At 34.7% G+C, this 24,651-nt stretch carries 22 protein-coding genes; 2 read left to right on the forward strand and 20 right to left on the reverse strand.

From position 1 onward, the window contains the following. Positions 1 to 50 precede the first annotated feature (50 nt). Genes RCH18_RS11605 through pcaH form a run of 5 tightly spaced genes read right to left on the reverse strand, consistent with a single transcriptional unit; the run spans position 51 to position 5,005 of the window. Entirely contained in the window at positions 51 to 1,241 is a 1,191-nt protein-coding gene (locus tag RCH18_RS11605) for a 4-hydroxybenzoate 3-monooxygenase (RefSeq protein ID WP_326936922.1), read from the reverse strand. A gap of 11 nt (positions 1,242 to 1,252) precedes the next feature. Continuing rightward, complete coding sequence (gene pcaDC / locus RCH18_RS11610; protein WP_326936923.1) at positions 1,253 to 2,377, reverse strand: bifunctional 3-oxoadipate enol-lactonase/4-carboxymuconolactone decarboxylase PcaDC; 1,125 nt, start codon at positions 2,375 to 2,377, stop codon at positions 1,253 to 1,255. Between the two features lie 41 nt (positions 2,378 to 2,418). Next, complete coding sequence (pcaB, locus tag RCH18_RS11615; protein ID WP_326936924.1) at positions 2,419 to 3,726, reverse strand: 3-carboxy-cis,cis-muconate cycloisomerase; 1,308 nt, start codon at positions 3,724 to 3,726, stop codon at positions 2,419 to 2,421. Positions 3,727 to 3,754: 28 nt separating this feature from the next. Further along, positions 3,755 to 4,291, reverse strand: a complete 537-nt coding sequence (pcaG, locus tag RCH18_RS11620; protein ID WP_326936925.1) for a protocatechuate 3,4-dioxygenase subunit alpha — start codon at positions 4,289 to 4,291, stop codon at positions 3,755 to 3,757. Between the two features lie 6 nt (positions 4,292 to 4,297). Continuing rightward, complete coding sequence (gene pcaH, locus RCH18_RS11625) at positions 4,298 to 5,005, reverse strand: protocatechuate 3,4-dioxygenase subunit beta (protein WP_326936926.1); 708 nt, start codon at positions 5,003 to 5,005, stop codon at positions 4,298 to 4,300. Positions 5,006 to 5,162: 157 nt separating this feature from the next. On the opposite strand from pcaH, the gene RCH18_RS11630 reads away from it, so the two are divergent. Continuing rightward, positions 5,163 to 6,050, forward strand: coding sequence for a helix-turn-helix domain-containing protein (locus RCH18_RS11630; RefSeq protein ID WP_326936927.1), 888 nt, complete (start codon positions 5,163 to 5,165; stop codon positions 6,048 to 6,050). 314 nt (positions 6,051 to 6,364) lie between these two features. Here the strand turns inward: RCH18_RS11630 and RCH18_RS11635 are convergent, their stop codons facing one another. The 15 genes from RCH18_RS11635 to RCH18_RS11705 form a co-directional block, all read right to left on the reverse strand. Further along, positions 6,365 to 6,517, reverse strand: a complete 153-nt coding sequence (locus tag RCH18_RS11635; protein WP_326936928.1) for a hypothetical protein — start codon at positions 6,515 to 6,517, stop codon at positions 6,365 to 6,367. A 12-nt stretch (positions 6,518 to 6,529) separates the two neighbouring features. Then, complete coding sequence (locus RCH18_RS11640) at positions 6,530 to 6,976, reverse strand: DUF6934 family protein (RefSeq protein ID WP_326936929.1); 447 nt, start codon at positions 6,974 to 6,976, stop codon at positions 6,530 to 6,532. A gap of 97 nt (positions 6,977 to 7,073) precedes the next feature. Beyond that, entirely contained in the window at positions 7,074 to 8,282 is a 1,209-nt protein-coding gene (locus RCH18_RS11645) for an NAD(P)/FAD-dependent oxidoreductase (RefSeq protein WP_326936930.1), read from the reverse strand. Further along, entirely contained in the window at positions 8,279 to 8,599 is a 321-nt protein-coding gene (locus tag RCH18_RS11650; protein ID WP_326936931.1) for a 2Fe-2S iron-sulfur cluster-binding protein, read from the reverse strand. Before RCH18_RS11650 ends, RCH18_RS11645 begins: the two co-directional genes overlap by 4 nt. Before the next feature lie 18 nt (positions 8,600 to 8,617). After that, complete coding sequence (locus tag RCH18_RS11655) at positions 8,618 to 9,361, reverse strand: SDR family NAD(P)-dependent oxidoreductase (protein ID WP_326936932.1); 744 nt, start codon at positions 9,359 to 9,361, stop codon at positions 8,618 to 8,620. Continuing rightward, complete coding sequence (locus RCH18_RS11660; protein ID WP_326936933.1) at positions 9,342 to 9,950, reverse strand: HD domain-containing protein; 609 nt, start codon at positions 9,948 to 9,950, stop codon at positions 9,342 to 9,344. The genes RCH18_RS11655 and RCH18_RS11660 overlap by 20 nt, the downstream gene beginning before the upstream one ends. Continuing rightward, positions 9,950 to 11,377: an aldehyde dehydrogenase family protein gene (locus tag RCH18_RS11665; protein ID WP_326936934.1), complete on the reverse strand. Its 1,428-nt coding sequence runs from the start codon at positions 11,375 to 11,377 to the stop codon at positions 9,950 to 9,952. Before RCH18_RS11665 ends, RCH18_RS11660 begins: the two co-directional genes overlap by 1 nt. Positions 11,378 to 11,379: 2 nt before the next feature. Beyond that, positions 11,380 to 11,991, reverse strand: coding sequence for an HD domain-containing protein (locus tag RCH18_RS11670; protein ID WP_326936935.1), 612 nt, complete (start codon positions 11,989 to 11,991; stop codon positions 11,380 to 11,382). A 75-nt stretch (positions 11,992 to 12,066) separates the two neighbouring features. After that, entirely contained in the window at positions 12,067 to 13,875 is a 1,809-nt protein-coding gene (locus RCH18_RS11675) for a PEP-utilizing enzyme (RefSeq protein ID WP_326936936.1), read from the reverse strand. Positions 13,876 to 13,908: 33 nt separating this feature from the next. After that, positions 13,909 to 14,976 (reverse strand): PEP/pyruvate-binding domain-containing protein, encoded by a 1,068-nt coding sequence (locus RCH18_RS11680; protein ID WP_326936937.1) that lies wholly within the window; start codon positions 14,974 to 14,976, stop codon positions 13,909 to 13,911. Positions 14,977 to 15,003: 27 nt separating this feature from the next. Further along, complete coding sequence (locus tag RCH18_RS11685) at positions 15,004 to 16,236, reverse strand: cytochrome P450 (RefSeq protein ID WP_326936938.1); 1,233 nt, start codon at positions 16,234 to 16,236, stop codon at positions 15,004 to 15,006. A gap of 219 nt (positions 16,237 to 16,455) precedes the next feature. Further along, positions 16,456 to 17,949, reverse strand: coding sequence for a BTAD domain-containing putative transcriptional regulator (locus tag RCH18_RS11690; protein WP_326936939.1), 1,494 nt, complete (start codon positions 17,947 to 17,949; stop codon positions 16,456 to 16,458). 813 nt (positions 17,950 to 18,762) lie between these two features. Further along, on the reverse strand, positions 18,763 to 20,025 hold the full coding sequence (locus tag RCH18_RS11695; RefSeq protein ID WP_326936940.1) for an ice-binding family protein: 1,263 nt from the start codon (positions 20,023 to 20,025) through the stop codon (positions 18,763 to 18,765). Positions 20,026 to 20,235: 210 nt separating this feature from the next. Continuing rightward, a complete protein-coding gene (locus tag RCH18_RS11700; RefSeq protein ID WP_326936941.1) occupies positions 20,236 to 22,566 on the reverse strand; it encodes a hypothetical protein in 2,331 nt (776 codons plus the stop codon). 52 nt (positions 22,567 to 22,618) lie between these two features. After that, positions 22,619 to 22,813: a hypothetical protein gene (locus RCH18_RS11705; protein WP_326936942.1), complete on the reverse strand. Its 195-nt coding sequence runs from the start codon at positions 22,811 to 22,813 to the stop codon at positions 22,619 to 22,621. 341 nt (positions 22,814 to 23,154) lie between these two features. Between RCH18_RS11705 and rlmD the strand changes: the two genes are divergently transcribed. Beyond that, positions 23,155 to 24,567, forward strand: a complete 1,413-nt coding sequence (gene rlmD, locus RCH18_RS11710; protein ID WP_326936943.1) for a 23S rRNA (uracil(1939)-C(5))-methyltransferase RlmD — start codon at positions 23,155 to 23,157, stop codon at positions 24,565 to 24,567. The last annotated feature ends 84 nt before the right edge of the window (positions 24,568 to 24,651 follow it).

Raw genomic sequence — 24,651 nt, forward strand, 5'->3', positions numbered from 1 at the left:
TTATGTTGTACTAATTAAAATAAAATTATGTTCTTCAAATGTGTAAAATATTATTCGAAAGCCTCAAATGGCATTCCTACATAATTTTCAGATATAGTTGTTCTGTATGCTTTCGATCTTTTGATATAATCAAATTTTGCTTTTTGCAATTGGTAGCCAAATGAACCATGTTCTTCATGTTTATGAAATAAAGTGGTCATAAAATTAGAGAAATCTTGGGCACGCCAAATTCTTTTTAAAGCTGTTTCTGAATATGAATCTAATTCAGTTGTGTTTCCATCTTTATAAAAAGCCGTAAATCCATCTACTAAATGTTTGACATCAGCGATAGCCAAATTCAGTCCTTTTCCCCCTGTTGGCGGAACAATATGTGCTGCATCGCCTGCTAGAAATAATCTGCCTTTTTGCATATTATCAATAAAATAGCTTCGCATGGGTGTGATTCCTTTTTCAAAAATAGGACCTCTTTTTAGTTCCCAACCTGGCGTTCCCAAACGTATTTCGAGTTCGTCCCAAATTTGATCGTCGGTCCAGTTTTCTACTTTGTCATCATTTTTACATTGAATGTAAAGTCGACTGACAGATTCCGAACGAGAACTGCTTAATGCAAATCCATTTTCGTGATACGCATAAATTAATTCCTCCGATGAAGGAGCAACATTCGCTAATATTCCCAACCAACTAAAAGGATACGTTACCGTAAACTCATTATACGAATCCTTTGGCATTGTTTTGCGACCCAAACCGTGAAAACCATCACACGCAGCAACGAAATCACATTCTAAAACGGATTCTTCGCCTCCATGTTCAAAATAAATTTTGGGATTATCTGATTCAATGTCTTCAATTTTAGTTGCGTTGGCTTCAAAATATAATTCGCCTCTACCATCAAGCCAAGCATTCGTAAGGTCTTTGACCACCTCTTGCTGTCCGTAAATAGTTATATTCCGACCTTCGGTAAGTTCTCCAAAAGGCACTCGAATACGATCTCCATTAAAGCTTAAATTTACACCTTCGTGTCGCAATCCTTCTTTTTTAAGTCTATCAGCAATTCCTAAATTTTCTAAGATATCTACTGTGTTTTGCTCTAATAAACCCGCACGAACTCTGGATTCAATATAAGCTCTACTGCGGTTTTCTAAAATTACAGCTGAAATCCCTTGCTTTCTTAACCAGTTTGCTAATGTCAATCCTGCAGGTCCTGCGCCAATAATTCCAACTTGTGTTTTAATTTTTATCATTTCTTTATACTTTAAATTTTCATTTCTTTAAAAACATCTTCTGCAGTATGAATCGCATCATTAGCAGCTGGTAAACCACAATATAATGCAGATTGCATGAGTACCTCTTTAATTTCAGCTTTGGAAACACCATTATTAAAAGCGGCTTTTATGTGCATTTGCAACTCTGCTTTTCGATTCAAAGCAATCAGCATTGCGATAGTAATTAAGCTCCTATTGTGTTTTGATAATCCGGGACGTGTCCAAATTTCACCCCAAGCATAATTGGAAATAAATTCTTGGAACTCGCCATTAAATTCATTTATATTTTGGCTCGCCTTATCCACATGTACATTCCCTAAAACAGTGCGTCTAACATGCATTCCTTTATCGAAAGTTGATTCACCCACAATAAATTCAATTAAAACTTTAGCGAATTTTTCTGGTAATTCTGTGGATGATAAATGTCTCGCGGGAAGAATACTGATCGCCGATTCCGGAATTTTATTTACTAAAAATTCTGCGTCTTCAATTGTAGTTACTGTATCTTCATTTCCTGCAATAACTAAAATTTTTGATTTTATTTTATGTAAATCTTCTGTAAAATCAGCATCTCTAATGGCTTCGCAACAGTTTGAGTAACCTAAAACATCGGTAGCAATAAACATTTGATGCGTTTCGGCGACACGCTTTGCGTTTTTAGCTATAAAATCAGCAGTAAACCAGCACTCCATTGTAGCGGCTGCAATAAATTCTAATCCTGATTTTTGGATGGTTTCTATTCGAGAATTCCAACCTTCGGCATTCCCAATTTTAGCAGCGGTATTGGACAAAATTATTTTTGGAAAACGTTCAGAATGATGGATTGCCAACCATTGCCCTATTAAGCCGCCCATCGAGAGTCCACAAAAATGAGCTTTTTCTATATTCAAAGTATCTAATAAATCAATCACATCTTGACCTAATAATTGGATGGTGTAAGGCTCTGTTGTAATTTGGCTTTTGCCAAGACCACGCGTATCATATTGCAATATTTGGAAATAAGGCAACAAATGGTGAATTACTTCATCCCACATGCTCATGTCAGTTCCTAATGAATTAGAAAAAACTAAAACCGGACTGTTCGGCGTTCCTGATAATTTATAGTTTGTTTTCATTTTATATTTTGTCGTTCGGCTGATTATTTAAGCCCAAAAATTTAGTATTTTTCTAAAAGTTGATTTATTAATTCTATACTTAATCCAATCGAATTTTTAGGATTAAATAAATCGTCTATATCTGAAAGGTCTGTATTTAGCTCAAGAATAATTGATTTTAAATGCCGATTTTCAATGATAGCCTTTTTACAAGCTTTTTCTATCAATTCATGCGAAGCAGCTTTTCCTATTTTTTTGGTTAAAGCCAAACTTACATTTTCAGCATAAATAAGTCCGTTAGTCAATTCTAAATTGGCAAGCATTCTGTCTTTATTCACTTCTAATCCAGCTAATAAAGCGATGCTTTTTTCGACTGAACCCGCTGTAAGTTGCATGATTTCAACTAAAACTTCCCATTCAGAATGCCACAAACCTACGGAACGTTCATGTTCTTGCGGTAAAGCCGAAAGTAATGTTGCGGCTAAATGAGGTAGTCTATTGGTATTTGCTAAAATGGCAGCACAAACCACTGGATTTCTTTTATGAGGCATCGTACTAGAACCGCCTTTTCCTTCAGCAGCACCTTCAAAAACTTCAGCTACTTCAGTTTGCATAAGCAAAGAAATATCTTTAGCAATCTTGCCTAAACCTCCTCCCAAAATACTTAAAACGCTTCCTAATTCAGCAAAATTATCACGATTTGAATGCCAAGAAAAACCTGTCTTTAAATTCAAAATTTGAGCAAATTCGTCCTGGATTCGAGTGGATATCGCTTGATTTCCATTTCCTACCGCGCCAGATAACTGCACTACTTCAACTCTTTTTTGAACTTCAAGTATTCGCTCCTTACTTCTTGAAATTGCGGTTAACCATGCTGCGGTTTTATAACCAAAAGTCGTTGGTTTAGCATGTTGCAACAACGTTCGACCTATCATAATTGTTTTTTGGTGTTCTCTTGTTAGCGCAACTAATTGTTTTTCTAAAACAATAGTTTTTGCATTAATCCAAGTTAAAAATTCTTGAATTTGCAATACTAAAGCCGTATCAACAATATCTTGACTTGTGGCACCAAAATGAACATATTTCGCCGCTTCTTCATTAACGAAAGCCACTTTTCGCGTCAATTGTTTTACTAAAGGAATAGCTGCACTTCCGCCTAATGGAATGTCATTTTTCAATTGGTCAATATCAATTTCTCCATTGGAACAAACAGCCGATATAGCATCTGAAATCGATTTTGCAAACAAATTGTTATGAGCTTGTGCTTGCGCCAATGCCGATTCAACTTGTAACATTTTACGAATCGATTGTGAATCGGTAAACAATTCCTGAATTTCATTAGAATAAAACAATTGGGAATATAAACTCATAGTAAATAATTAAAATAGAACGAATATTTTAGATTTCAAAAAATACAGTTTCGTTTTTGCCTTGCATGTAAATATTAAATACATAGCAAGAGCCTTTCTTTTGAGCAATAATTGTCTGTTGTCTTTCTGCTGGAACTGAATTTAAAACAAAATCTTGCCTGTTTAATTCTGTTTCATCTGAAAAATAAACACGAGTGTACGAGTGAATCAATTGTCCTCGCATGAAGACTATCAAAGTAACAAAAGGGGCTTGTCCATCAACTGAATTTGGTTTTATGGTTTGAAAAGCAAAGTGACTATCGCTCTCTGAACCAGTACCAAATCTACCAAAAAAATTATGCTCTCCGTCGTTTTGCCATAATTCTATCATAGCATCTGGAATTACTTTATTTTCTCCATCAAATATTTTCCCTTTAATTGTGATAATTTCTTTTCCTTCAGGAACAGATTCTAAAATATTTGTACTCAAATTTTTAAAATCATAACCATATTGTTTTGGAGTAAGTCCATAAGCAAAATAAGGTCCTACAGTTTGTGACGGTGTTTGTAACATTTTTGCGCTCATAATTTCTTATCTATTTTCGAATGGTGTTGCTTGACTTCCTCTTAATACAATATCAAAACGATATCCCAAAGCGTAATTTGGTTCGGTAATCTCTAAATCAAACTTTGAAATTAACAATTCGCGACCTTTCGCTTTTACAGCTTTATAAATAGGGTCATATTCTAATAAAGGATCGCCCGGAAAATACATTTGTGTTACCAAACGGCTTATAATTTGGTTTCCAAAGAGCGAAAAATGAATGTGGTTAGGTCTCCAAGCATTGTGGTGATTTCCCCAAGGATAAGCCCCTGGTTTTATCGTATAAAATTTATAATTGCCGTGTTCATCGGTTCTACACCGTCCTGTTCCTAAAAAATTAGGGTCTAACGGAGCATTGTGTTGGTCTATTTTGTGTACATAACGACCCGCTGCGTTGGCTTGCCAAATTTCTAGAATTGTATTAGGAATAGGCTCTCCTTTTTCATTTCTAACGGTTCCGTGTACCACTATTCTTTCTCCAATCGGCTCTCCGTTTCTAATCGAATTCTTGGTTAAATCATGGTCTAAAATACCCAAATTAAAGTCATGAAATAACGGACTTGTACGTTCGGCAATAGACTTTTTCAAAAGTATCATTGGCTTTGTTGGAGAACGTAAAATCGTAGAAGTATAACCAATGTCTAACTTTGACGGCTGCACTTCAATATCTAATAATGAATCGTTACTTTCTATCATACTATTGCTTTTTATAATTTATGAAAATCTACTGTTACAAATTTAGTGGAATTCTGCCGTTTACATTTGGATTAAAAACAAACATACTTGCACAAAACGAACAATTTACTATTTTTAGTCAAAAAAAATAAGTAGTATTGCTTTAAGAAAAAACGAAATGAAAAAAAACCTTCTTAATTACAAAGGATTGTATGGCGACAATAACTCACATGAGCTAGGAAACTTTGTTCATCATGAATTATTAGCGACAAGAAGCAAACTTTATAATTGGGAGATAAATGAGCATCTTCATACTGATTTATTCCAAATATTTATAATATCTGCTGGTGAAGGATTGCTAATTCAAGATAATAATAAAATAAAATTAGAAGCTCCTTGTATTTTAATTATCCCAACAAATACGTTCCATGGATTTGAATTTCAGTCAGATGTGATTGGGGAAGTGCTTACGATATCCGACCATTTTATTGAAACAATATTTGCTAATTCGCCTTTGATATTATTAGAATTAAATAAAGTAAAACAATATAGTTTTACCAAAGAAAACAATGATATATTAAATGATTTACTGTTTTTAAAAAACAAAATAGTAAATGAAATAGCCGAAAACAAACAATATAAGCAATTGTGCTTACAATCTTTATTTCAATTATTTTTTATTGAACTGCATAACTTAAACACATTTGAAAATGAAAATAAAGGCCCAAACAACAGAACATTAACGTATTTTCATGCTTTTCAAAAAGGTATAAAAAAAACATTACCTAAAACTAAACTTGTCAAAGAATACGCGGATGACTTACGAATAACACCTGTACACCTCAATCGAGTTTGCAACGCATTAGTGCAAAAATCAGCATTGCAAGTTATACACGATTATAGTATTACTGAAGCTAAAAAGTATTTAGTGTACACCTCGCACTCTATTTCTGAAATAGCCTACTTATTAAATTTTAAAGACCCAGCCTACTTTTCGAGATTGTTCAAAAAGCAAACTGGATTTTCGCCTAATCAATATAGGAATACTATTATTCAGAAAGAATGATGGAAGTTTATGGTAAAGAAATACTTTTAAAAATTTTTGCCACGAATTTCACTAAAAATACGAATTTAGATTATTAGAAATTGTGAGAGTTTTTCAAAAATTACTGAAATTAGGTTTTTAAAAATACTGAATTGGTGCAGATTCGTTTCATTCGTGGATAAAAGTATAGGTAGAATTCACGTCCTAAAGTTGTAACAAGTGACGGACTTTGTAATTATTAACTTTCGGACCATAAAAAAAATTTTAGCGCAGAATAATTTGGAATTAGCAAAGTTGTCGCCATTAATTCTAAATGCTTTTGGCAGATAGTAGCTCTATTTAGGAAGTTTTGGTAATCCAATTCTTTTCAATACATCATTTGCTCTAGCTAATTTTTCAGGAAACAAAACTATATTTTTGTATTTTTCCAAAGATTTGTCAATTATTACAATCGGAGTTTTTCTTTTATTCAATTCCTCTAATGTCATACTATTTTTTTTTTAAATATTTTTCCTTTTAACTACAAAACCTTCAAAATCTGTACCTTTCTCATAGACACACCAATTATTTCCTAATTCCCCATAAATTTCAAAATCATTTTCTACTTCACTCAAAAATTTATTTATTCCCATTCTGTATAATCTTGTTCTTGATTCTGTACTTCCAGTTGCGTAAACCCATGCTTCCGGATTTATATTTGTAAAAGCATAAACAGCTGAAACAACTGTTGCTAAAACTTTTTCAGTATCATTATTATTTGTAACAATAGCGTCATTTATTTTTCCAGTTTTTTCATCTTTATCTCCAAATGCTAAATTGTAAAAATCTTTTAAATTTGTTTCTTTTATTTCAATTAATTTTACAACTCTACCCTTTGGCCCTTCGCTAACAAAATTAAAAACAGTTAAATCTTGTTCTGCATTTAACTGATATTTTGGAATATTCATAATTTATATTTAGCTAATTCACAAAGTTACAAAAAACAGGTTATTATTAGAAAGTATTTGTTTCTCCTTTTTTAACAACATTGCTTTCAAAGGGTAATTAAACCAACAACCCATTCAAATTAAATTCAAAATCAGCAACTTCCATTTTTGATGGAGAAATACCAGCAGTCAATAACTTTCTAGCGTTCAAGTGGTCTGCGGGACGATTTAAGGAATCTACGCCAATTAATTTTTCTTCTTTAAAATAGTACACAGAAAAACATTCTGGTTTAGGCGATTGACGAATTATTCCTTCATCAAAACCAAAACTGATACCTGCCATTTGTAATTTTAGATGGTATTGATTGGTCCAAAACCACGGAACCGTATTGTACTCAAAGGGTTTATCAATAATATGTGCCGCAGCAACTTTAGCTTGATCGACTGCATTTTGCACGGACTCTAATCGCAAACTTTTCTTTGCAAAAGGATTATAGTGATTTGCACAGTCGCCAATGGCGTAAATATTTTCAATATTGGTTTGCTGAAACGGGTTAACTACAATTCCGTTATCAAACAACACCCCAGAATTTTCAGTCAGTTCCGACTCCACAATAACGCCAATTCCCGCTAAAATTAAATCGGCATCAATTTCATTTCCATTGCTTAATTTTATCTTTTTACCATCAATAATATTCACTACAGAAACACCAAGAATCATTTCGACACCATGTGCTACATGCGTTTCATAAAAAACTTTCGATAATGCTTCGGGTAAAACCCTTTTCATGAGTCGGTCTTCGGTTTCAATTACCGTAACTTTTTTATTTTTTTCTACCGCTAAAGCCGCCAGTTCAAGACCGATAAAACCTCCTCCAATAATCACAATATGCTGAGCAGGATTAATTTTTTCTTCTATCATTTTGGCATCTGAAAAATTGCGTAAATAGTACACATTTTCAGCCATTTGTCCGTTAAAACGAAGACGTCTATTACACGCTCCTGTGGCAATAATAAGATAATCGTATTTTATAGCTGCACCATCGGAAAGTTGTATCTCATTCTTTTCTGAATGAATTTTTGCCACACGAACACCCAATTTTAAATCTATTGCGTTGTCATTATAATAATTTTCAGATCGGAATAAAATCGCCTGTGCATTTTGCTTTCCTTGCAAATAACCCTTTGATAGAGGTGGTTTTTGATAAGGCGCATCTAATTCGTCAGAAATCATGATAATTTCGCCTTCAAAACCTTCTTCCCTAAAAGTAGAAGCTGCCTGAACACCACCGTGTCCCGCACCTATTATGACAACTCGCTTTTTCATTTCTCTTTTGGTATTCTTAAAATTATTCCGTCTAAAGTTTTTGAGGCTCTTACTTGACATCCTAACCGACTGTTTGCAGTTCGTTCAGCAGTTGTGCCCTCAAGCATTTCGTCTTCTTCCTCTTCCATTTCTGGAAGTAAATCTAAAAACGCATCATCAACATAAACATGGCAAGTTGCACACATGCAAGAGCCACCACATTCAGCAATAATTCCCTTAACATCATTTTGAACAGCTCCTTCCATAAAAGTTGCTCCTAAAGGAAGCTCAATTTCATGTGTTTTTCCTTCTGCTTCGATATAAATTACTTTTGGCATAATTTTAATTTTTATTAGTTATATAAATTGTTTTCCACCGTCAACCACAATAGTTTGCCCGGTTACAAAATCAGAGGCACTTGAAGCTAGATAAAGAGCCGTTCCCACAATATCATCTGCGGTAGAACCTCTTTTTATAGCGCCACGTTGCACTCCGTATTCTTTAGCATTATCCATCAAGGATAAACTAGCTTCGGTCAATGTAAAGCCAGGTGCAATATTATTTACATTAATATTAAAGTCACCCACTTCTCTTGCCATGCTCCGAGTAAGACCAATAACACCGCCTTTGGAAGCCACATAATGTGACCATTGAGGCGAACCACTCATGACGGTTGCTGACGAGATATTTATAATTTTACCACCGCCTTGTGCTTTCATAAAAGGAAAGACCGCTTTACTTGCCATCCAAGTTCCTTTTAAATTCACGTCCATAACTAAATCCCATTCTTTTTCAGAAAGTTCATAGAATGGTTTGCGTTGTATTCCAGCATAAATAGCTGCATTATTTATTAAAATATCAATTCGTCCGAAGCTATCCATCACTTTTTGAGCCATCGCATTTACAGATTCTTCTGAAGTTACATCAACGGTAACAGCGATGCTACCATCAATTTCTTTAGCAGTTTGTACTGCTCCATCGGCGTTGATATCTGCAACAGCTACTTTTGCTCCCGCTTTTGCGAAAGCTTGAGCGAAAGCCTTACCTAATCCGCCACCAGCGCCGGTGACAATAACAACTTTATCTTTTAGAGGATCCATAAGGTATATATTTATTTAGATTTTCTTTCAATTCTGCAATTTCTAACATTTGTGTAGCGAATAATTTTCCTTTATCGGTTAACAAGGTATCAAATTGCTTGCGTAAAATTTCATGCACTTCACTTAATGATTTTGAAAACCAAGACTGAATTGTTTCGTTTCCGTGACGCGTAAAACGCCACAACTTATCACTGTCTTTAACAAGCGAATCATTTAAAGATTTTGCTTGGATTGTGGTATCATGTCCGTCAATTATATCGCATATTTGAACAATTAAATCATCAGTATATCCTAATTCTGAAAGAATGTTTTTTGCAATTGCAACGCCTTCTAACTCATGTTGCCTTCTTAATTCAGGATACTTCATCAAGGGACCAAAGGATTCCAATACTTTTTCGAGAGGGATTTTCTTCCAGCCCGTGTCGTGCAACAAAATAGCTGGTAAAACCACATCAGGATTGGCATCAGGATAAAAGTCCAATAGCTGTTTAGCCCAATAATAAGAAAACAACGTATGCTCATCGTTGCTGCGAACATCAAGAAATGGACAGGCTGCTTGCCAAACTGCTATGTCTTTGTCCCGTAACATTAATAGCTGTAATAAATAGTTTTTAGCTCTGTGTACGATTCAATTCCGTAGCGGCCTTTTTCTCTACCAACACCACTTTGTTTGACACCTCCAAAAGGTACATCGTGGTACGAACGTTGAATATTATTTACCCATACGGATCCTGCTTCGAGTTCTTCAGCAATGCGCAATCCAGTTCCTAATTCGCCAGTAAAAACATAAGCGGCTAAACCATAATCCGAATCATTAGCCAGTGCTATAGCTTCCTCATTAGTCTTAAACTTCATAATTGCAGCTACAGGTCCAAAAGTTTCTTCCCTCATGATTTCCATACTGTGATTGGCATCAGCAATTATAGTAGGTGGAAAAAACCATCCTTTTTCGAATTCAGCTCCTTTCAGACGTTCTCCGCCGGTAGTTATAGTAGCTCCTTTTGCTTTTGCATCAGCAGTTTGCTCTTCACTGGTTTTATAGATTTTTTGGCTTATAATAGGACCCATATCACAACCTGAAAACTGATTTCCAACCGTCAATTTTTTTGTTTCTTCGGTCATTCTAGCAACATATTCGTCGTAAATATCCTGATGCACATATATTCTACTTACCCGATAACAAAACTGTCCGCTGTTAGCAAAAGTATGTTTTACAATAGCAGGAACTGCAATATCTAAGTTTGCATCTGCACAAACAATTACCGGCGATTGACCACCTAATTCTAAGGTGAACCTTTTCCCCAGTTGAGCAGCAAGAGCACCAATGCGTTGTCCTGTACTTGTTCCACCTGTAAAAGCAATTTTAGAGGTGTATTTATGAGTCACCATCGCATCACCAATATCACGGCCACGACCCGTTATCACATTAAATACGCCCGGAGGATATCCCGCTTTCGAAAACAATTCAGCAAGACGCATTGTTGATAATGGTGTTTCATCAGAAGGTTTAGAAACTATAGTACAACCGGCTATTAAGGCGGCCCCTAACTTCATGGTTAGCAACGCAATAGGGTAATTAAAAGAAGTAATAGAAATCACTACTCCAATAGGTTCTCTAATTACCATCACTCTTTCGCCTTCAATATTATGCAATGGAATTTCGCCCTTAAGGCGCAAACCTTCTTCTGCATAATAATCCGTTAAATCAGCACTTCTGGTAATTTCGCGAATACAAGCGTCAAGGGGACGACCTAATTCATTCGCTAATAAATTTCCTAATTCATCAGCATGATCTCGCATTAATTGTGCTCCTTTATGTTGCAATAAAGCACGTTCCGCTACAGGCACTTTTTTCCATTTTTTAAAAGCTTCGTGAGCAGCTTCCATTACAGCATTGACATCATCTAAATTGCTATGAGGTACTTTATCAAAAACTTCGCCCGTTACAGGGTTAGAAACATTTCCATAATTTCCTGATTGCGGTTTTGTCCATTTTCCATTTATAAAATTTTCCATATCTAAAGTGTATCAGCTTGTAACATTATTTCAGTTGCTTTTAGGTCTGCTTCTGCCATTTCCTTTGATTCTTTAAGATGCAATTGCGGGATAATATCTGTACCTAATCGCGCACAATACTTTCCTGGTGTTTGCTTAAACCAATCGCAGGCAACGCTTACACCGGCAACGGTAAATCTCCATAACTTATCCGCATCACGTACAATTTCGTCCTCTAGTGATTTAGCAAAACCGCGTGTATCGTGTCCGTCAATTATTGTAATCACTTTTTCAATAAATGTATCATCATAGCCTAAATCTTTCAACAAAGGTTGAGATAACCGAACTCCTTCTGATTCGTGCAGGTAACGAACATCGCTTTGCATAAAATTCTCCGATTGAAATCCTTTCTTAAAAATATCATCTTCATCAATAGAATACCAGCCTATATCATGTAAAATGATGGCAACCGCTACGAGTTCTCTATCAGCTGCTGGATAAGCATCAGCTAAAAGCATGGCATAATAATAGGAAATAGGGATATGAACATCGTTTTTTCTTACCCTCATGTATTTTTCAGCGGCTTGAAAAACTAGTTTATGCGTTTTAGCCGCGTTGTTTATCACTGTTTGCATTTAGCTTAAATTTTTAACTTTTAGTGAATGACTTCATTATTTTTGCTGCAATTTGTAGCATTTTTGAAAACGTATTTAGGATAAAATTTCAACAGTTCCAGCACCGCCATCTACGCGAATCCTATCTCCAGTTTTAATTTTAGTACTTGCATTTCCAGTTCCAGTTACGGCAGGTAAACCATATTCTCTACAAACAATCGCCGCGTGAGACATCATTCCCCCAATATCAGTTACTGTGGCTTTAATTTTTCCAAAAACAGGAGCCCAACTTGGTGCTGTAACTCTTGTCACCATTATTTCCCCATCTTGTAAATCACGAAGTTCTTCTGCACTGTTTATAATTCTTGCAATACCTTCTACTTTTCCAGGAGAAGCAGCCATTCCTTTTAGTTTATTACCCGTATCTTCACTGGATAACCATCCTTGAACACTTTCTGAAGTGATTCCCCAAAGCATGATTGTAAAAGGTTCCGTAACTATTTCTGGTGGTTTGTTGAAAGCAGGTTCTGGTGGAGCAGTCGCTAAAGCATCTATTATTTTCTTTCTTCTAGCAATTTCAGCTGGTAAGTAGTCAGGTCCAATTGCCGGTACACCCATTGCCCAACCACGACCATAATCAAATAATAATTGGTGGATTTCTTCTCTACGGAAGTAGAACATATCCTCAATATTTTCGTAAAAGCCTTCTTTAACAAAAACAGCACTCAACTCGCGCATTTTTCTCCAAAAAACACACATTGACCAATGCTCTATATAAAAGTTATGATTTTCAACGTAAGGGAAAACCACACGTGCCAATCCTAATTTTTGGTCGAAGGCATTTTGTGCATCTTCGCCCGGCAATGAATCGCGGTACTCTTCAGTAATACGATCTCTTTCGGCTGCAATTTTTGCCGTAGGACGATCTATTGTTTCTCCTTTTTCAAGTCTTTCTGTGTAGCTTTTTATGTATTCGAATGGAATATCTAAATGGTCAATCCAGTATTTATCGCTTGAATAAAATCCATTTCCGATAGTAAAATTAAACCATGGGTATTTTGCACCTTCCCAAGCAGCAATCCACTCTTTTCCTTCCGTAGAAGTTTCCATGATTTGAAGTGCTTTGTCTAATCCGTTGTTTTTCAGAATATCGTTAAGACCAAATTTTACCGCTAGTTTAGCCAATTTTTGCAACTCTTCGTCAGGGCGAAATAAATCTACCTCTACACCTTGAACCATTTTGGCAACAGATAAATCAGGAATTCCAGGGAAAGTTTCTTTACAAAAACCAAAGAAATCTAAGTAAGCAGCGTAACCAAGATTTAAAAATTCGAAGTGATACATCCAAATCTTATAACAAAGGTCTATCATTTTATCATAATTCTGAATCATGTGATAGGTAGGATCTAATCCAACTCCGTTTTTAACCCATTCGATATCAATCACCTCTGGCAACTGTTCAAAATTTATAGCCTCCATTTCATCAATAACTCCTTTGACTTTTTTGTGCCAATTTTCCAATAAACTATCCCAATTTTGAAAATAAAATCCTGCGCGTTCCATAAATTGCGGCACTCGATCAGCTATTAGTGAAGGATCAACCTCAACGGGACTCATATAGCAATAGCCATTGTGAATTTTAAAATCGATACCGTTTGCTGGCGGGATTAACCATTGTCTGGTATTATATTGTCCTAAACATTTTACAGAAAACTCTACTGTTAGCGCATCAAATGGTTTGAAAACATTTGGCCAGTGTTGTGAATCACAAAAGAAAAATTTCCCCTCTTCGTTTTCTTTCAAATTATCATGAAAAGTCATGTAATATGGATACAATTCTTTCCAGCCTTCAGCGCCTTCAGGTGCTTTATGGTCATAAGGACTAATAAATGCTTTTGTTGACATAATTTTTATATTTTTGGTTTGTTAATAGCAATTTTATTTTTTTGTACCTATCGGATTCATAAGCGTATCAATGATACCCTCCATTCCCGTAAGCGCTTTTCGTTCGATTGTTTTTTGAGACCACACTGTTTCTGGTCTGCTTTGCAGCAAGGTTACATTCTCGCCCTCTGGAAGATCAGCATCTATTGCCCACTCAATATCTTGCGGACATTTATAATGCTTTTCAATAATTTTTGAAATTTTACAAATTTCAATTACTTCATCTTCGGTTAAACTTGGCTCTTTAGCTCTTTCTGCCTCAATTTCTCTTATAATCACACATTTATTAACCATATCTGGTACGTGCTCAATATTTTTTTCTTGGATGTTTGAAACAATTATTTGTAACATTATTTTGTCTACAAGGAAATTATCCGGTGTAACTTCGCCAGAAACAACAGCCTCACCTAAACCCCACGAAGAGTCAATCACAATTTTAGATCGGTCGCCGTTAATTGGATTCATCGTCATTGCAACTCCTGCAGTACGGGCATTCACCATTTTTTGAATCACCACACTCATCAGCAATTCCGTTTCATCAATATTTTGATTTTTACGGTAGTTAATGGCTCTTGCTGTAAATAAACTTGCCCAGCATTTGCGCACATTTTTCAGCACTTCGTCCTCACCTACAATCCACAAGTACGTATCTTGTTGACCCGCAAAACTTGCATCTGGTAAATCCTCTGCAGTAGCACTTGAACGAACCGCAACTGGTAAAGCATTTGGCATTCCAGCCTTTTCACAAAGTTGTTTATAAGCATCTTTTATGGCAATTTCCACATCATTCGGAAGCGGTTTATCCAAAATTAACTGACGGATTTCAGCAGAATTAGACTCCAATTCATCCGTGTTTGCACAATCGATGCAACTTACTTTTTCTAAAATAATATCTAATAATTTACCTTCTTCTAAAAATTTAGAGTAAGCATGTGTAGTAACAGAAAAACCCATTGGTACAGGAAAATCTGCTGCACTCATACTCGCTAAACTAGCTCCTTTTCCTCCCAGTAAAATGTACTCTTCTGGTGTTGCTTCCTTAAAAAATAACGTATATTTCATAACTGTCTTTTTATTGTTTTTTTATAATTACCACTTTACTTCTAATGCAGTTGGAGCTCTAAAAGAGGTATTTTCTGCAAACTTGAATTCTTGATTTTCTTTCAATTTCATTGTTGGAACTAATCTTGTCAGTTCTTCTAGTACCGTTTTAAATTCTAATTTGGCTAATGGCGAACCCAAACAAAAGTGGATTCCGTAACCAAAAGAGAGATGATCTTTAGAATTTTCTCGCTGAATATCAAATTGCTCACCGTCTTCAAAATTACTTTCATCTCTATTAGCAGAGCCCATCAACAATAAAAGATTTGAATTAGCAGGAATTTCTACACCGCCTATTACACTGTCTTCTAAAGCGCGTCGTCGCCAAGAAACTATAGATGGCGAATATCTCAAAACCTCTTCAATTGCGTTTGGTATAAGTTCTGGATGCTCGCAAATTGCTTTCCAACTTTCTGGGTGTGCTAACAATTCTCTAGTGCCATTTGTGATTAATGTTGTTGTAGTTTCGTGACCTGCAAACAACTGACTGTAACATATAGTGGCAATTTCATGATCGGTTATTTCGTGTCCTTCCTCTTGTAATCGAATTAAATCTCCCGGTAAATCATCAGTAGGGTTTACTTTTCGCAAGGCGACCATCTCTTGACAGTAGTTCCAATAGTTCACCATGTTTTGTGCATGAATTAATTGATCTTCATCAGATAAATTTCCCCACGTCATTAGTAAGCGGCTTTCTGCCCAACTCTTTACTTTTTGCACGTCATTTTCAGGGACGCCGAGTAACATAAAAATAACTAATGCTGGTAAATCATAAGCTAATTGCTTTACAATTTCTGCTTCGCCATCGTCTTTAAATTTAGTGATCATTTCAATCGCAAGATCTCTTATTTTAGGTTCTAATTTTTTAATTCGCTTTAAGCTAAATGCCATGCTAACAATACGGCGAATTCTAGTATGATCTGGCGGAATTCGTCCCGATAATCCAGAAAGGCCTACAAGTCCTTGCTCTTCCATAAGTGCCTTAGCAACAGGTGAAATAGGCTTAAAAGGAGATTGCGCATTCTGCGAGGTATATGTTTTCCAATTACTAAATACTGCTTTTACATCTTCATATCTAGAAACAACATAATACCCTAATTCTTTACTAAAAAAAACAGGCTTCTCTTCTCTAAATTCTTTGTATTGTGGAAATGGATTTGATAAATCAAAGGGATTGAACTCTTCCTTATTCATAAATGGACAACCTGAAGGTGCTTGCATAATTAAAGATTTTAAAATTATACAACAAACATAAAAGCAGTTTCTTTGGTTTGTCTTTGGTTTTTAAACAAATTTTACTAATTACTAAAATAAAATTATATAGTTCATTATTATTCGTTTGAAAAAAAACGGATAACATTATAAAATTATCAATATTGTATTGAATACATAAACAAAAATTAGGCGAAAACAAGACGCAAAGTAAATATTGATATGATTTTAGTATTTGGTATTACGAAGTAAATCATTATACAAATCTTTGAGAGCTGTGGATGGTGCTCCTAAATTAAATTTTTTCAAAGATTCAGTGTACACTTTAAATTGTCTATTTAAAGCATCATAACGTTTTAGAGAAGCTAAGGCTAGCATTTTTTCCTTATGCGCTTCTTCTAAATTAGGATCTTCGGCTAGAGCTCGATCTGCGTAGGAGATAGCAGTAGCATATTCCTCTAATTTTCTATTTAAGGAGGCTAAGCTATAAAGAAGCTTTTGATACATTTCTTTGTACCAAAAACGTTTGCTCCAGCACCAATCATCATCGCCATTTTCAGTATATTTAAGAGGTATATCGTCAAATAATTGTCCAGAATATAGTCGTTCGGCAGATGTGTAACATATTTTTGCTTGTTCTAATTCGTCGTTTTGTGCATGCATTTTACCTTTGACACATAATTCTCGAAACATTGGCAAATCAATCCAACTATCATAAGGTAATTGCAGATAATAAATAGAATTTTGATTCACAATAAACGAATCATCTTTCCCAAGGGTACTATCGCCACCAAGGACTTGACGTAAAAAACGAATGGAATGATAAAAACGATTCATAGCTATTTCTGTCGTTTCAGCATCTGGCCACAATAAATCAGCTATTTGTTCTCCTGATGCTCCTTTTTTACCTTTTACTAAAAGGTAGGCAAAAACAGCTTTAAGTTTTTTAGTAGCACCTGATTTTGTATTCCAGTTTATTAATTCACCGTTTTCTCGATAGATGCGTAATTCTCCAAAACATCTTATTTTCCAACGACCTTCGTCACTCTTAGAGATACTTGTCAATAAAGTTCTTTCTTGAGAATAGGATTTCTCGAATGTTGAATGATTCTTTTTAGATGACAATGCTTTATGATTTTCATCAATATGACCTAATAAATAATCAAAGCGTTCCCGTATGCGATTGTGTATTTGAATTTGCGGTGGCAAATAATAGGGATTTACTTTTAGTTTATTCGTTGCATAAATCAACGGATGTGATGCTAATCCAATCAATAACTGATCATCAAGCATTATGGACTCATTATAGACACAAACAATAGTTAGCTGCGGATTTTGATTGAGAAAATCTTGAAATGCACCTTGTAGCTCTCTAAGATAAATATCGCCAGAAGGTGTGCGAACCGCCCATGTCATCTCTACAAAAATTAATAAATTATGACTTTTTGTTGTTTTAACTATTTCTGCTAATGCTTCAATTACTGGCTTGGCCCGAACCACTTGTTCACGAAGTTTAAATTCTGATGAAAGTAGAATTTGTTCTTCATTCACAGCAATTAAACCCCGTTTAAAAAGCGCTTCCACTTTTTTACGTGGTCTTTCATCTGAAATAAATATCCAGGACCCACTTTCGATCGAAGTAGTAAGTTGAACGAGCGATCTTAAAAGTGAATCTTCATCCGATATAAAAAGTCCAATATAATTTTCATTATTTTTTTTCATCAGGTTAAAATTACTCATTTAACCAAACTCATCAGCTGATTTACATTTAAATATTCTCTACTTTTTAATCTTTATTTGATTTGCACTAAGAATTGTTGTTGTTATGCAATGTAACAACATCATTGATTGCAAAACATGTTTATTCTCTGCTATTCAAAACAATTTTCTTTGAACGATAAGATAACGATAACGATGTCAAACCAATTTTATTTTAAATATACTATTTTGTTTCTCGTCAAATCGAGCCCTTCATCTGCGCTCAGGTCAGGCTTTTAGTCGAGATTATATAAGCCTTGTAAAAAGGGTTTCGACTGCTCTCAGCTCTTCAAAAAAACAATCAATAGCCTATTACACTAAATTCTAAGATGAAGTGGTATTGGGCTTTAGTAGCAAAAGATAGTTCTAGATAAGTAAGTCGAAAGTTTAAAAGTCGTAAAGTCAAAAGCATTAATATTAGGAAAAACAACTAAAAATCAGCTTGTTAAATTCTTTTTGTTATATTTAAAAATACGACATTATACAATTACTATTACTTAAATGTACTAAATCTGAAAAGAAAATAACAATTTTATCTCTTACTATCCTGCCCCTGATAGTAGCTTAAACACGTAAAAGCACAATACCAAAAAACCCTGCGAGAAAAGAGTTTGTCCCAAAACTTCAGAAGAGGCTCCTCTGCAGCCGTTTTTGGGCATCTAAAACGATTACTTTCCTTAACATACTAATTGAATAAATAAAGCTATCAATGCTATTCTCACTAATTCAGCTTGAAACAACCACAGCGTTTAGTGTAAAATTTTTATAAATATCTCGCTAAAAAGTTCTAAGTAATGATAAAGTTCTATTGCCAATAGTCGCATCACCAGAATCAACTTTCCAACGAATTTCAATAGAATCTCCATCTGCCACAACAATCATAGCTTGAAGATTTACAACTGCACTTGACATATTAAAGGATCTACTAGAATACGGTACTTCAATGCCTTTTTTATAGACGGTGTATGTTTTTATTGTAGGTTCGCTTGTTGTGCCCGGAGGGAACACTGTACCAGTGATTCCATTAAAATCAGTTGCTGCTCCTGCTCCTGTTCCTACATCACCTGTAACGGCGCACCCAGCACAGCCTGAGATGGCGCCACTTTTAGTAAACATTGCAAAAGATTGTAGGACTCCTAAATCAATAGATGAAGAAATTCCAGTAGGTTTACTAACAACGGAACCAGCTCCCATGGTTAATGCTCCAATGGTTGAAAACATCCTGCCCTCAAGCTTAGTGTTTGGCCCTAATGCGATTGCGTTGCTATTAGCTATCATAGTACCTTTCATCGTAGTATCAGCACCAGTTGACATTGCGCCAGCAGATAACCAAAATACATTTTTAGCATCTGCGCCTTTTATTAATTCTACTACCGTGCTAGCTCCAGTTGTGAATGCACCTGTACCTCGAATAATAAATAGTGAATTTGGATCATCGTTACCATCCAATGTAAGTTTTCCTGCAATAGATGGAGCCCCTGATACATCGTAAACACCAGGTGACAATACTTCATCATTACCAAAAACTAAAGCGTGAGACATACCTCCAGGATAAGATAACAATTGAGTATATAATGTATCCACACCCGTAGCACCCTGATCAGTGCTAAATGATTTATTACTTGACATTTGACCATCAAATAAAATCATATAAGTGCCGGCAGGTGGCGAGATAGTCATACCTTCAATTAGTACATCTACTGTAGAAGAAGTGCTGACTAAATTGCCTTGAGTAACAGAAAGAGCAGTTGTCCCTTCTTGACTTTTCATCCCAGTCCATTTTGGGATTTCTGGAGTTCCCACATTAATCTGACAGTCATTTACAGTAGTGTTAAATATCATTAAACCTGTCGCTGGAAGTTTTATTGCCTCTTTTTGTATCGTGGTTAATCTCGGTATCAAAAGCCCTTTTGTTTCTGAGACAATATCGAGTGCTGATGAAGCATTTGGTGTTATAGTACCAATACCTATTTGCGCATGAATTGTAGTCGAATTCCATAGAATAAGTTGTAGAAAAAGGTAGGATAAAATAATTTTCATAAGTTTGTTTTGTATTATGTTATATGTTGTGATGAATTATAAATAAACTCGATTGTAATAATGTTGTTTTCGGTCAAGCAATTATTTTTGCGATCATTTTAAAATTTAAAGTATTACGGCTTAGCTTACTTTTTAACTCTACTATAAATTTTGACCTCGTTAAGTTATGCTCTTAAAAATACATTTTCTAATTAATAAAATATTTGTGGTCTAATTATTTAACAATTTCTGAGTTATAATTTTACCGGATTCAAGTTTAATTTTTGCGATATAAAATCCTTTTACCTCATTAAAAGCTTGTCTAAAAAATTTGGTATTAATAGCTGAATAAGTTTTTATCAATCTTCCTGTCAAATCGTATAATAGAATTTCAGAAATATTTTCCACTGCTTGCGCAGAAAATACTTTTGCATTAATAAAAGCTAATGTCTCCTTCTTATCAAAATTCTCTGTGCTAAGTTGAACTTCATAAACTATTTCAAATCGGTATAAATCATCAGTTGACTGGACAAATGCATACGAACCGTTACTTAAATTATGATAAACACCCAATGTTTTATCATGTAAATAAATAGGTGTATCAGCAAAAACACCTTCTACTGTTGCAAGACTGATTTTAAAACTTTCATCAACTCGCTTATCTATTTGTAATGGCACTCGATCACCATATTCAAAAGCTGCTCGAGTTTGGATGACATACTTGCTTTTTTCAATTAATGAATTTATCTCAGAATTACTTCCAGTTAAGCGTGGTGCATCATAACCATTATCAAAATCTTTAGTTCCATTAATAGGATCGTATGCTACTAAAATTTGACTAAAGGATTTCAAAGAACCTGTTAAGTTTAAACGATAACTTCCGCGGTCAGACGATTTCGCTTTTCTATAAAAATTAGTATTGCCGTTTAAATCTCGTAAACAATTAGTAAGATCGAAAGTAGTTTCTCCTTTGTCAGTCAATGCTTTAGTTAAAACAGATTGCATGGTTGCGATAATTCCTGTAGGCACTTCGCAATCTTTACATGCAGCAACTCCCCCAGAATAATTAAATGTTGCAAAATCACTATTATTATAGGAGTTTGCAGATAGCGAACCTCTAGGACTATTAAAGCTCCAGTAATAAAGAGTTTTCCTAACATTAGGACCCATTGCATCTAATAATTTTTTAGCATTTATAGGTGAGGGATAAGGATTTCCTATTCTGACCCATCCATTAGCCGGAACGGTTACCGCAATTGGTCCATTATTAGCAACTCCTTCGGTTTTTATGTGGATAGATTTTTTTTCATCATACCAAGCCTCATCTTCATTAGATAAAGAATACGGTTCTTGTTTGCGAACAGTTGCTGAAAATCCCCTACCTACAGGAGTGTTTTGCGGCGTTGCATCAATAGGCAATAATCCCGCTTCATTGTAAGTTCTCAACTGTTCAAAAGCAGATTGTGGTCTACTGCCAAAATTGCCATCTACAGCCACATTTTGAGGATTCAGAAGATTCGAGAAAAAAGTTGTTGTATTATTAATAGGACTACTTAAAAACACATAATCATAACGACGCATAGGATTGGTAATTTTGATCAGCACAATTGTAGGAGCTGTGGCAGTACTATTTCGTTGTAATAAACTAGCTTCTGAGGACATAATTACTTTTGCAGTTCCTGTAAATCCGTCCACAACATCTAGCTTATGATCATTATCTAATGTAATATTAGCATTTAAAACAATTGAAAAACATGATAAATTTCCTGTGTAATTAGCATTAATAATCACTGGATCGTTAATAGTAGGTGCATCAGGGGACCAAGACCCATTCCATGTTTTAATAATTCCTGACGATGAAATTAAAGGGTAACAAGAGGCAACTTGCTTAGATCCAATTGTGTATGCTTGATAATTTGACAAATCGACATTACTTAATGATGAAATAGATCCTGCTTGTAAGGATGAAGATTCACCTAAAAAGGAAGTGCTATCATAATAGGAGGGAATTTCTACCCATTGACTTCCATTATAACCTACTATTGTCAAAAAATCAATAGAAGGAGTAAACAATAAGTTGCTAATAGCACTCGAATCGCGCCATGATAATGTAAGCTTACTAGGAACTCCTTCTACTTTCCAGTACTCAGTTGTAGATATTGCTCGTATAGTAGTTTGCAACTCTGTACCAATTTCCGATGAATTTTTTCGAAAATAAGACGCTGAAACTCCCTCTGTGCTACTTGGAATAATTTTTATTGGGGCAAAAAACCCTGAATCTCCAATTGGAGCAATAAATGCTTCTGTACCGTAAGTTCTTACATACCCGTCGATAAAATGGGAAATAGAGGCATTGAGCCAAGTTGCAGAATTACCAAATGATAGCACTCCATGATTTGTATCTATTTTAGATGTTTTTGTTTGGCCTAAATCCCCAAATATATAATTGCCACCTGATATGTGTAATTGTCCGCTATCATTAATAAATAAACCACCACTGTTTTGTACTTGTGCAATTGCAGCTGTACAATAACTTAATAAAGCAATAAATATAAATTTCATTAACGTGTTTTTCGATTTAAAATGTTTATTTCGTTTAAGTAAAGTCCAATCTTTACTCAATTCTATGCAAGTGATTTCTATTTTTGTTAACTATCATAAAACCAAATAGGAGAGCAATTATTATAAAAAAAGGAACCCAGGTGTCAATTGATGCGAGTGGAGTATCATCCGTTGGTGGAAGATCATATTCATCCGCTAGTACATATAAAGGCATTAAATACAGTAATAAAAGAAGTTTATACTTCATTTTTTTTTTAAATTTTAAATCTATTAGGGAATTGTGGTAAAGTTTAGAACATTATTGAGTTCGTAAATTTCGAATTAGGAAAGTAAGGAAGAAGTGAATTATTTATGCTTTTTAAAAATAAATAATTAGGTGTCGCAAATATCATTATTTGGTTATTGTGGCAAGGTAGTTAGAAGTCGCCCACTTACAATACAATTAATTGATAATAAATAATTTAGTTTCTAAAAACAGATAATGATGCTAAATTTAACTGTAAATTGAAAATGTATTATAAAAAATACTTTTTAAAAATATTTTGATAATTGAATTTATTAAACCAACCAAAAGTTTAATTTTGCGCCATGGCTAAGAAAAATACAGACAAAGTTGTCTTTCATCAAATAAAAGTCCTTGATGCTGGTGCAAAAGGCGTTTCGGTAGCTAAAGCTCCCGATGGAAAAGTAATTTTTATTCCGAATGTCGTTCCTGGCGATGTGGTAGATGTGCAAACTTTTAAAAAGCGCAAGGCCTATTACGAAGGAAAAGCAGTTCATTTTCATGAATTTTCTGAACATAGAATAGAACCAATATGCCAACATTTTGGGGTTTGCGGTGGTTGCAAATGGCAAAATATGAAATACAGCCAACAACTGTATTATAAACAAAACGAAGTTTTGAATCACTTGCAACGTATAGGAAAAGTGGAATTGCCAGAATTTGAACCTATTTTAGGATCAGAGAAGCAGTTTTTCTACAGAAATAAAATGGAATTTTCGTTTTCCAACAGCCGTTGGTTAACCGAAGCTGAAATTGGAAGTACTGAGGATTTAGGAAACAGAAATGCCCTAGGTTTTCATATTCCCAAAATGTGGGATAAAATTCTTGACATTACTAAATGTCATTTACAAGAAGATCCATCAAATGCGATTAGAAACGAAGTTCGCGACTTTGCAAATGAGCATGGATTAACTTTTTTTAATCCTAGAGCACATGAAGGTTTGCTGAGGACTTTGATGCTTAGAACGGCTTCTACAGGAGAAATTATGGTTTTGATTCAGTTTTTTGAAAATGATAAGGCCAATAGAGAATTACTTTTAAACCACCTTTACGAAAAGTTCCCTCAAATTACTTCACTACAATATGTCATCAACAATAAAGCAAACGACACTTTATACGACACTGATATAAAATTATATAAAGGACGAGATTACATTCTGGAAGAAATGGAAGGGTTGAAATTTAGTATTAATGCAAAATCTTTTTATCAAACCAATTCAGATCAAGCATACGAATTATACAAAATAACAAGAGATTTTGCTGGACTAACTGGCGAGGAATTAGTTTATGATTTATATACGGGAACGGGAACAATTGCACAGTTTGTTTCTAAAAAAGCAAAAAAAGTTATAGGCGTAGAAAGTGTTCCTGAAGCAATAAAAGATGCAAAACTTAACGCTGAGCGTAATGAAATTACAAATTGTGAATTCTATGTAGGTGATATGAAAATGGTGTTTAATGACGATTTCATTGCTCAACACGGTCATCCGGATGTTATCATAACAGACCCACCAAGAGACGGAATGCATAAAGACGTTATTGAGCAAATTTTGAAAATTGCTCCTGAAAAAGTAGTTTATGTGAGTTGTAACTCTGCTACGCAGGCTCGGGATTTAGCTTTGATGGATGAGAAATACAAAGTAACACGTGTACGTCCCGTAGATATGTTTCCGCAAACGCATCATGTGGAGAATGTAGTTTTATTGGAAAGAAGATAAAAGATTTTTGAGTGCAGATTAACGTCTCGAAGTTTCGGGATTGATTACCGATTTAAAAATTTAATTGGAATTGATTTCTAATAT

It is taken from the genome of Flavobacterium sp. PL11, from assembly GCF_035985025.1.
In the GTDB taxonomy this organism is placed as follows: Bacteria; Bacteroidota; Bacteroidia; order Flavobacteriales; family Flavobacteriaceae; genus Flavobacterium.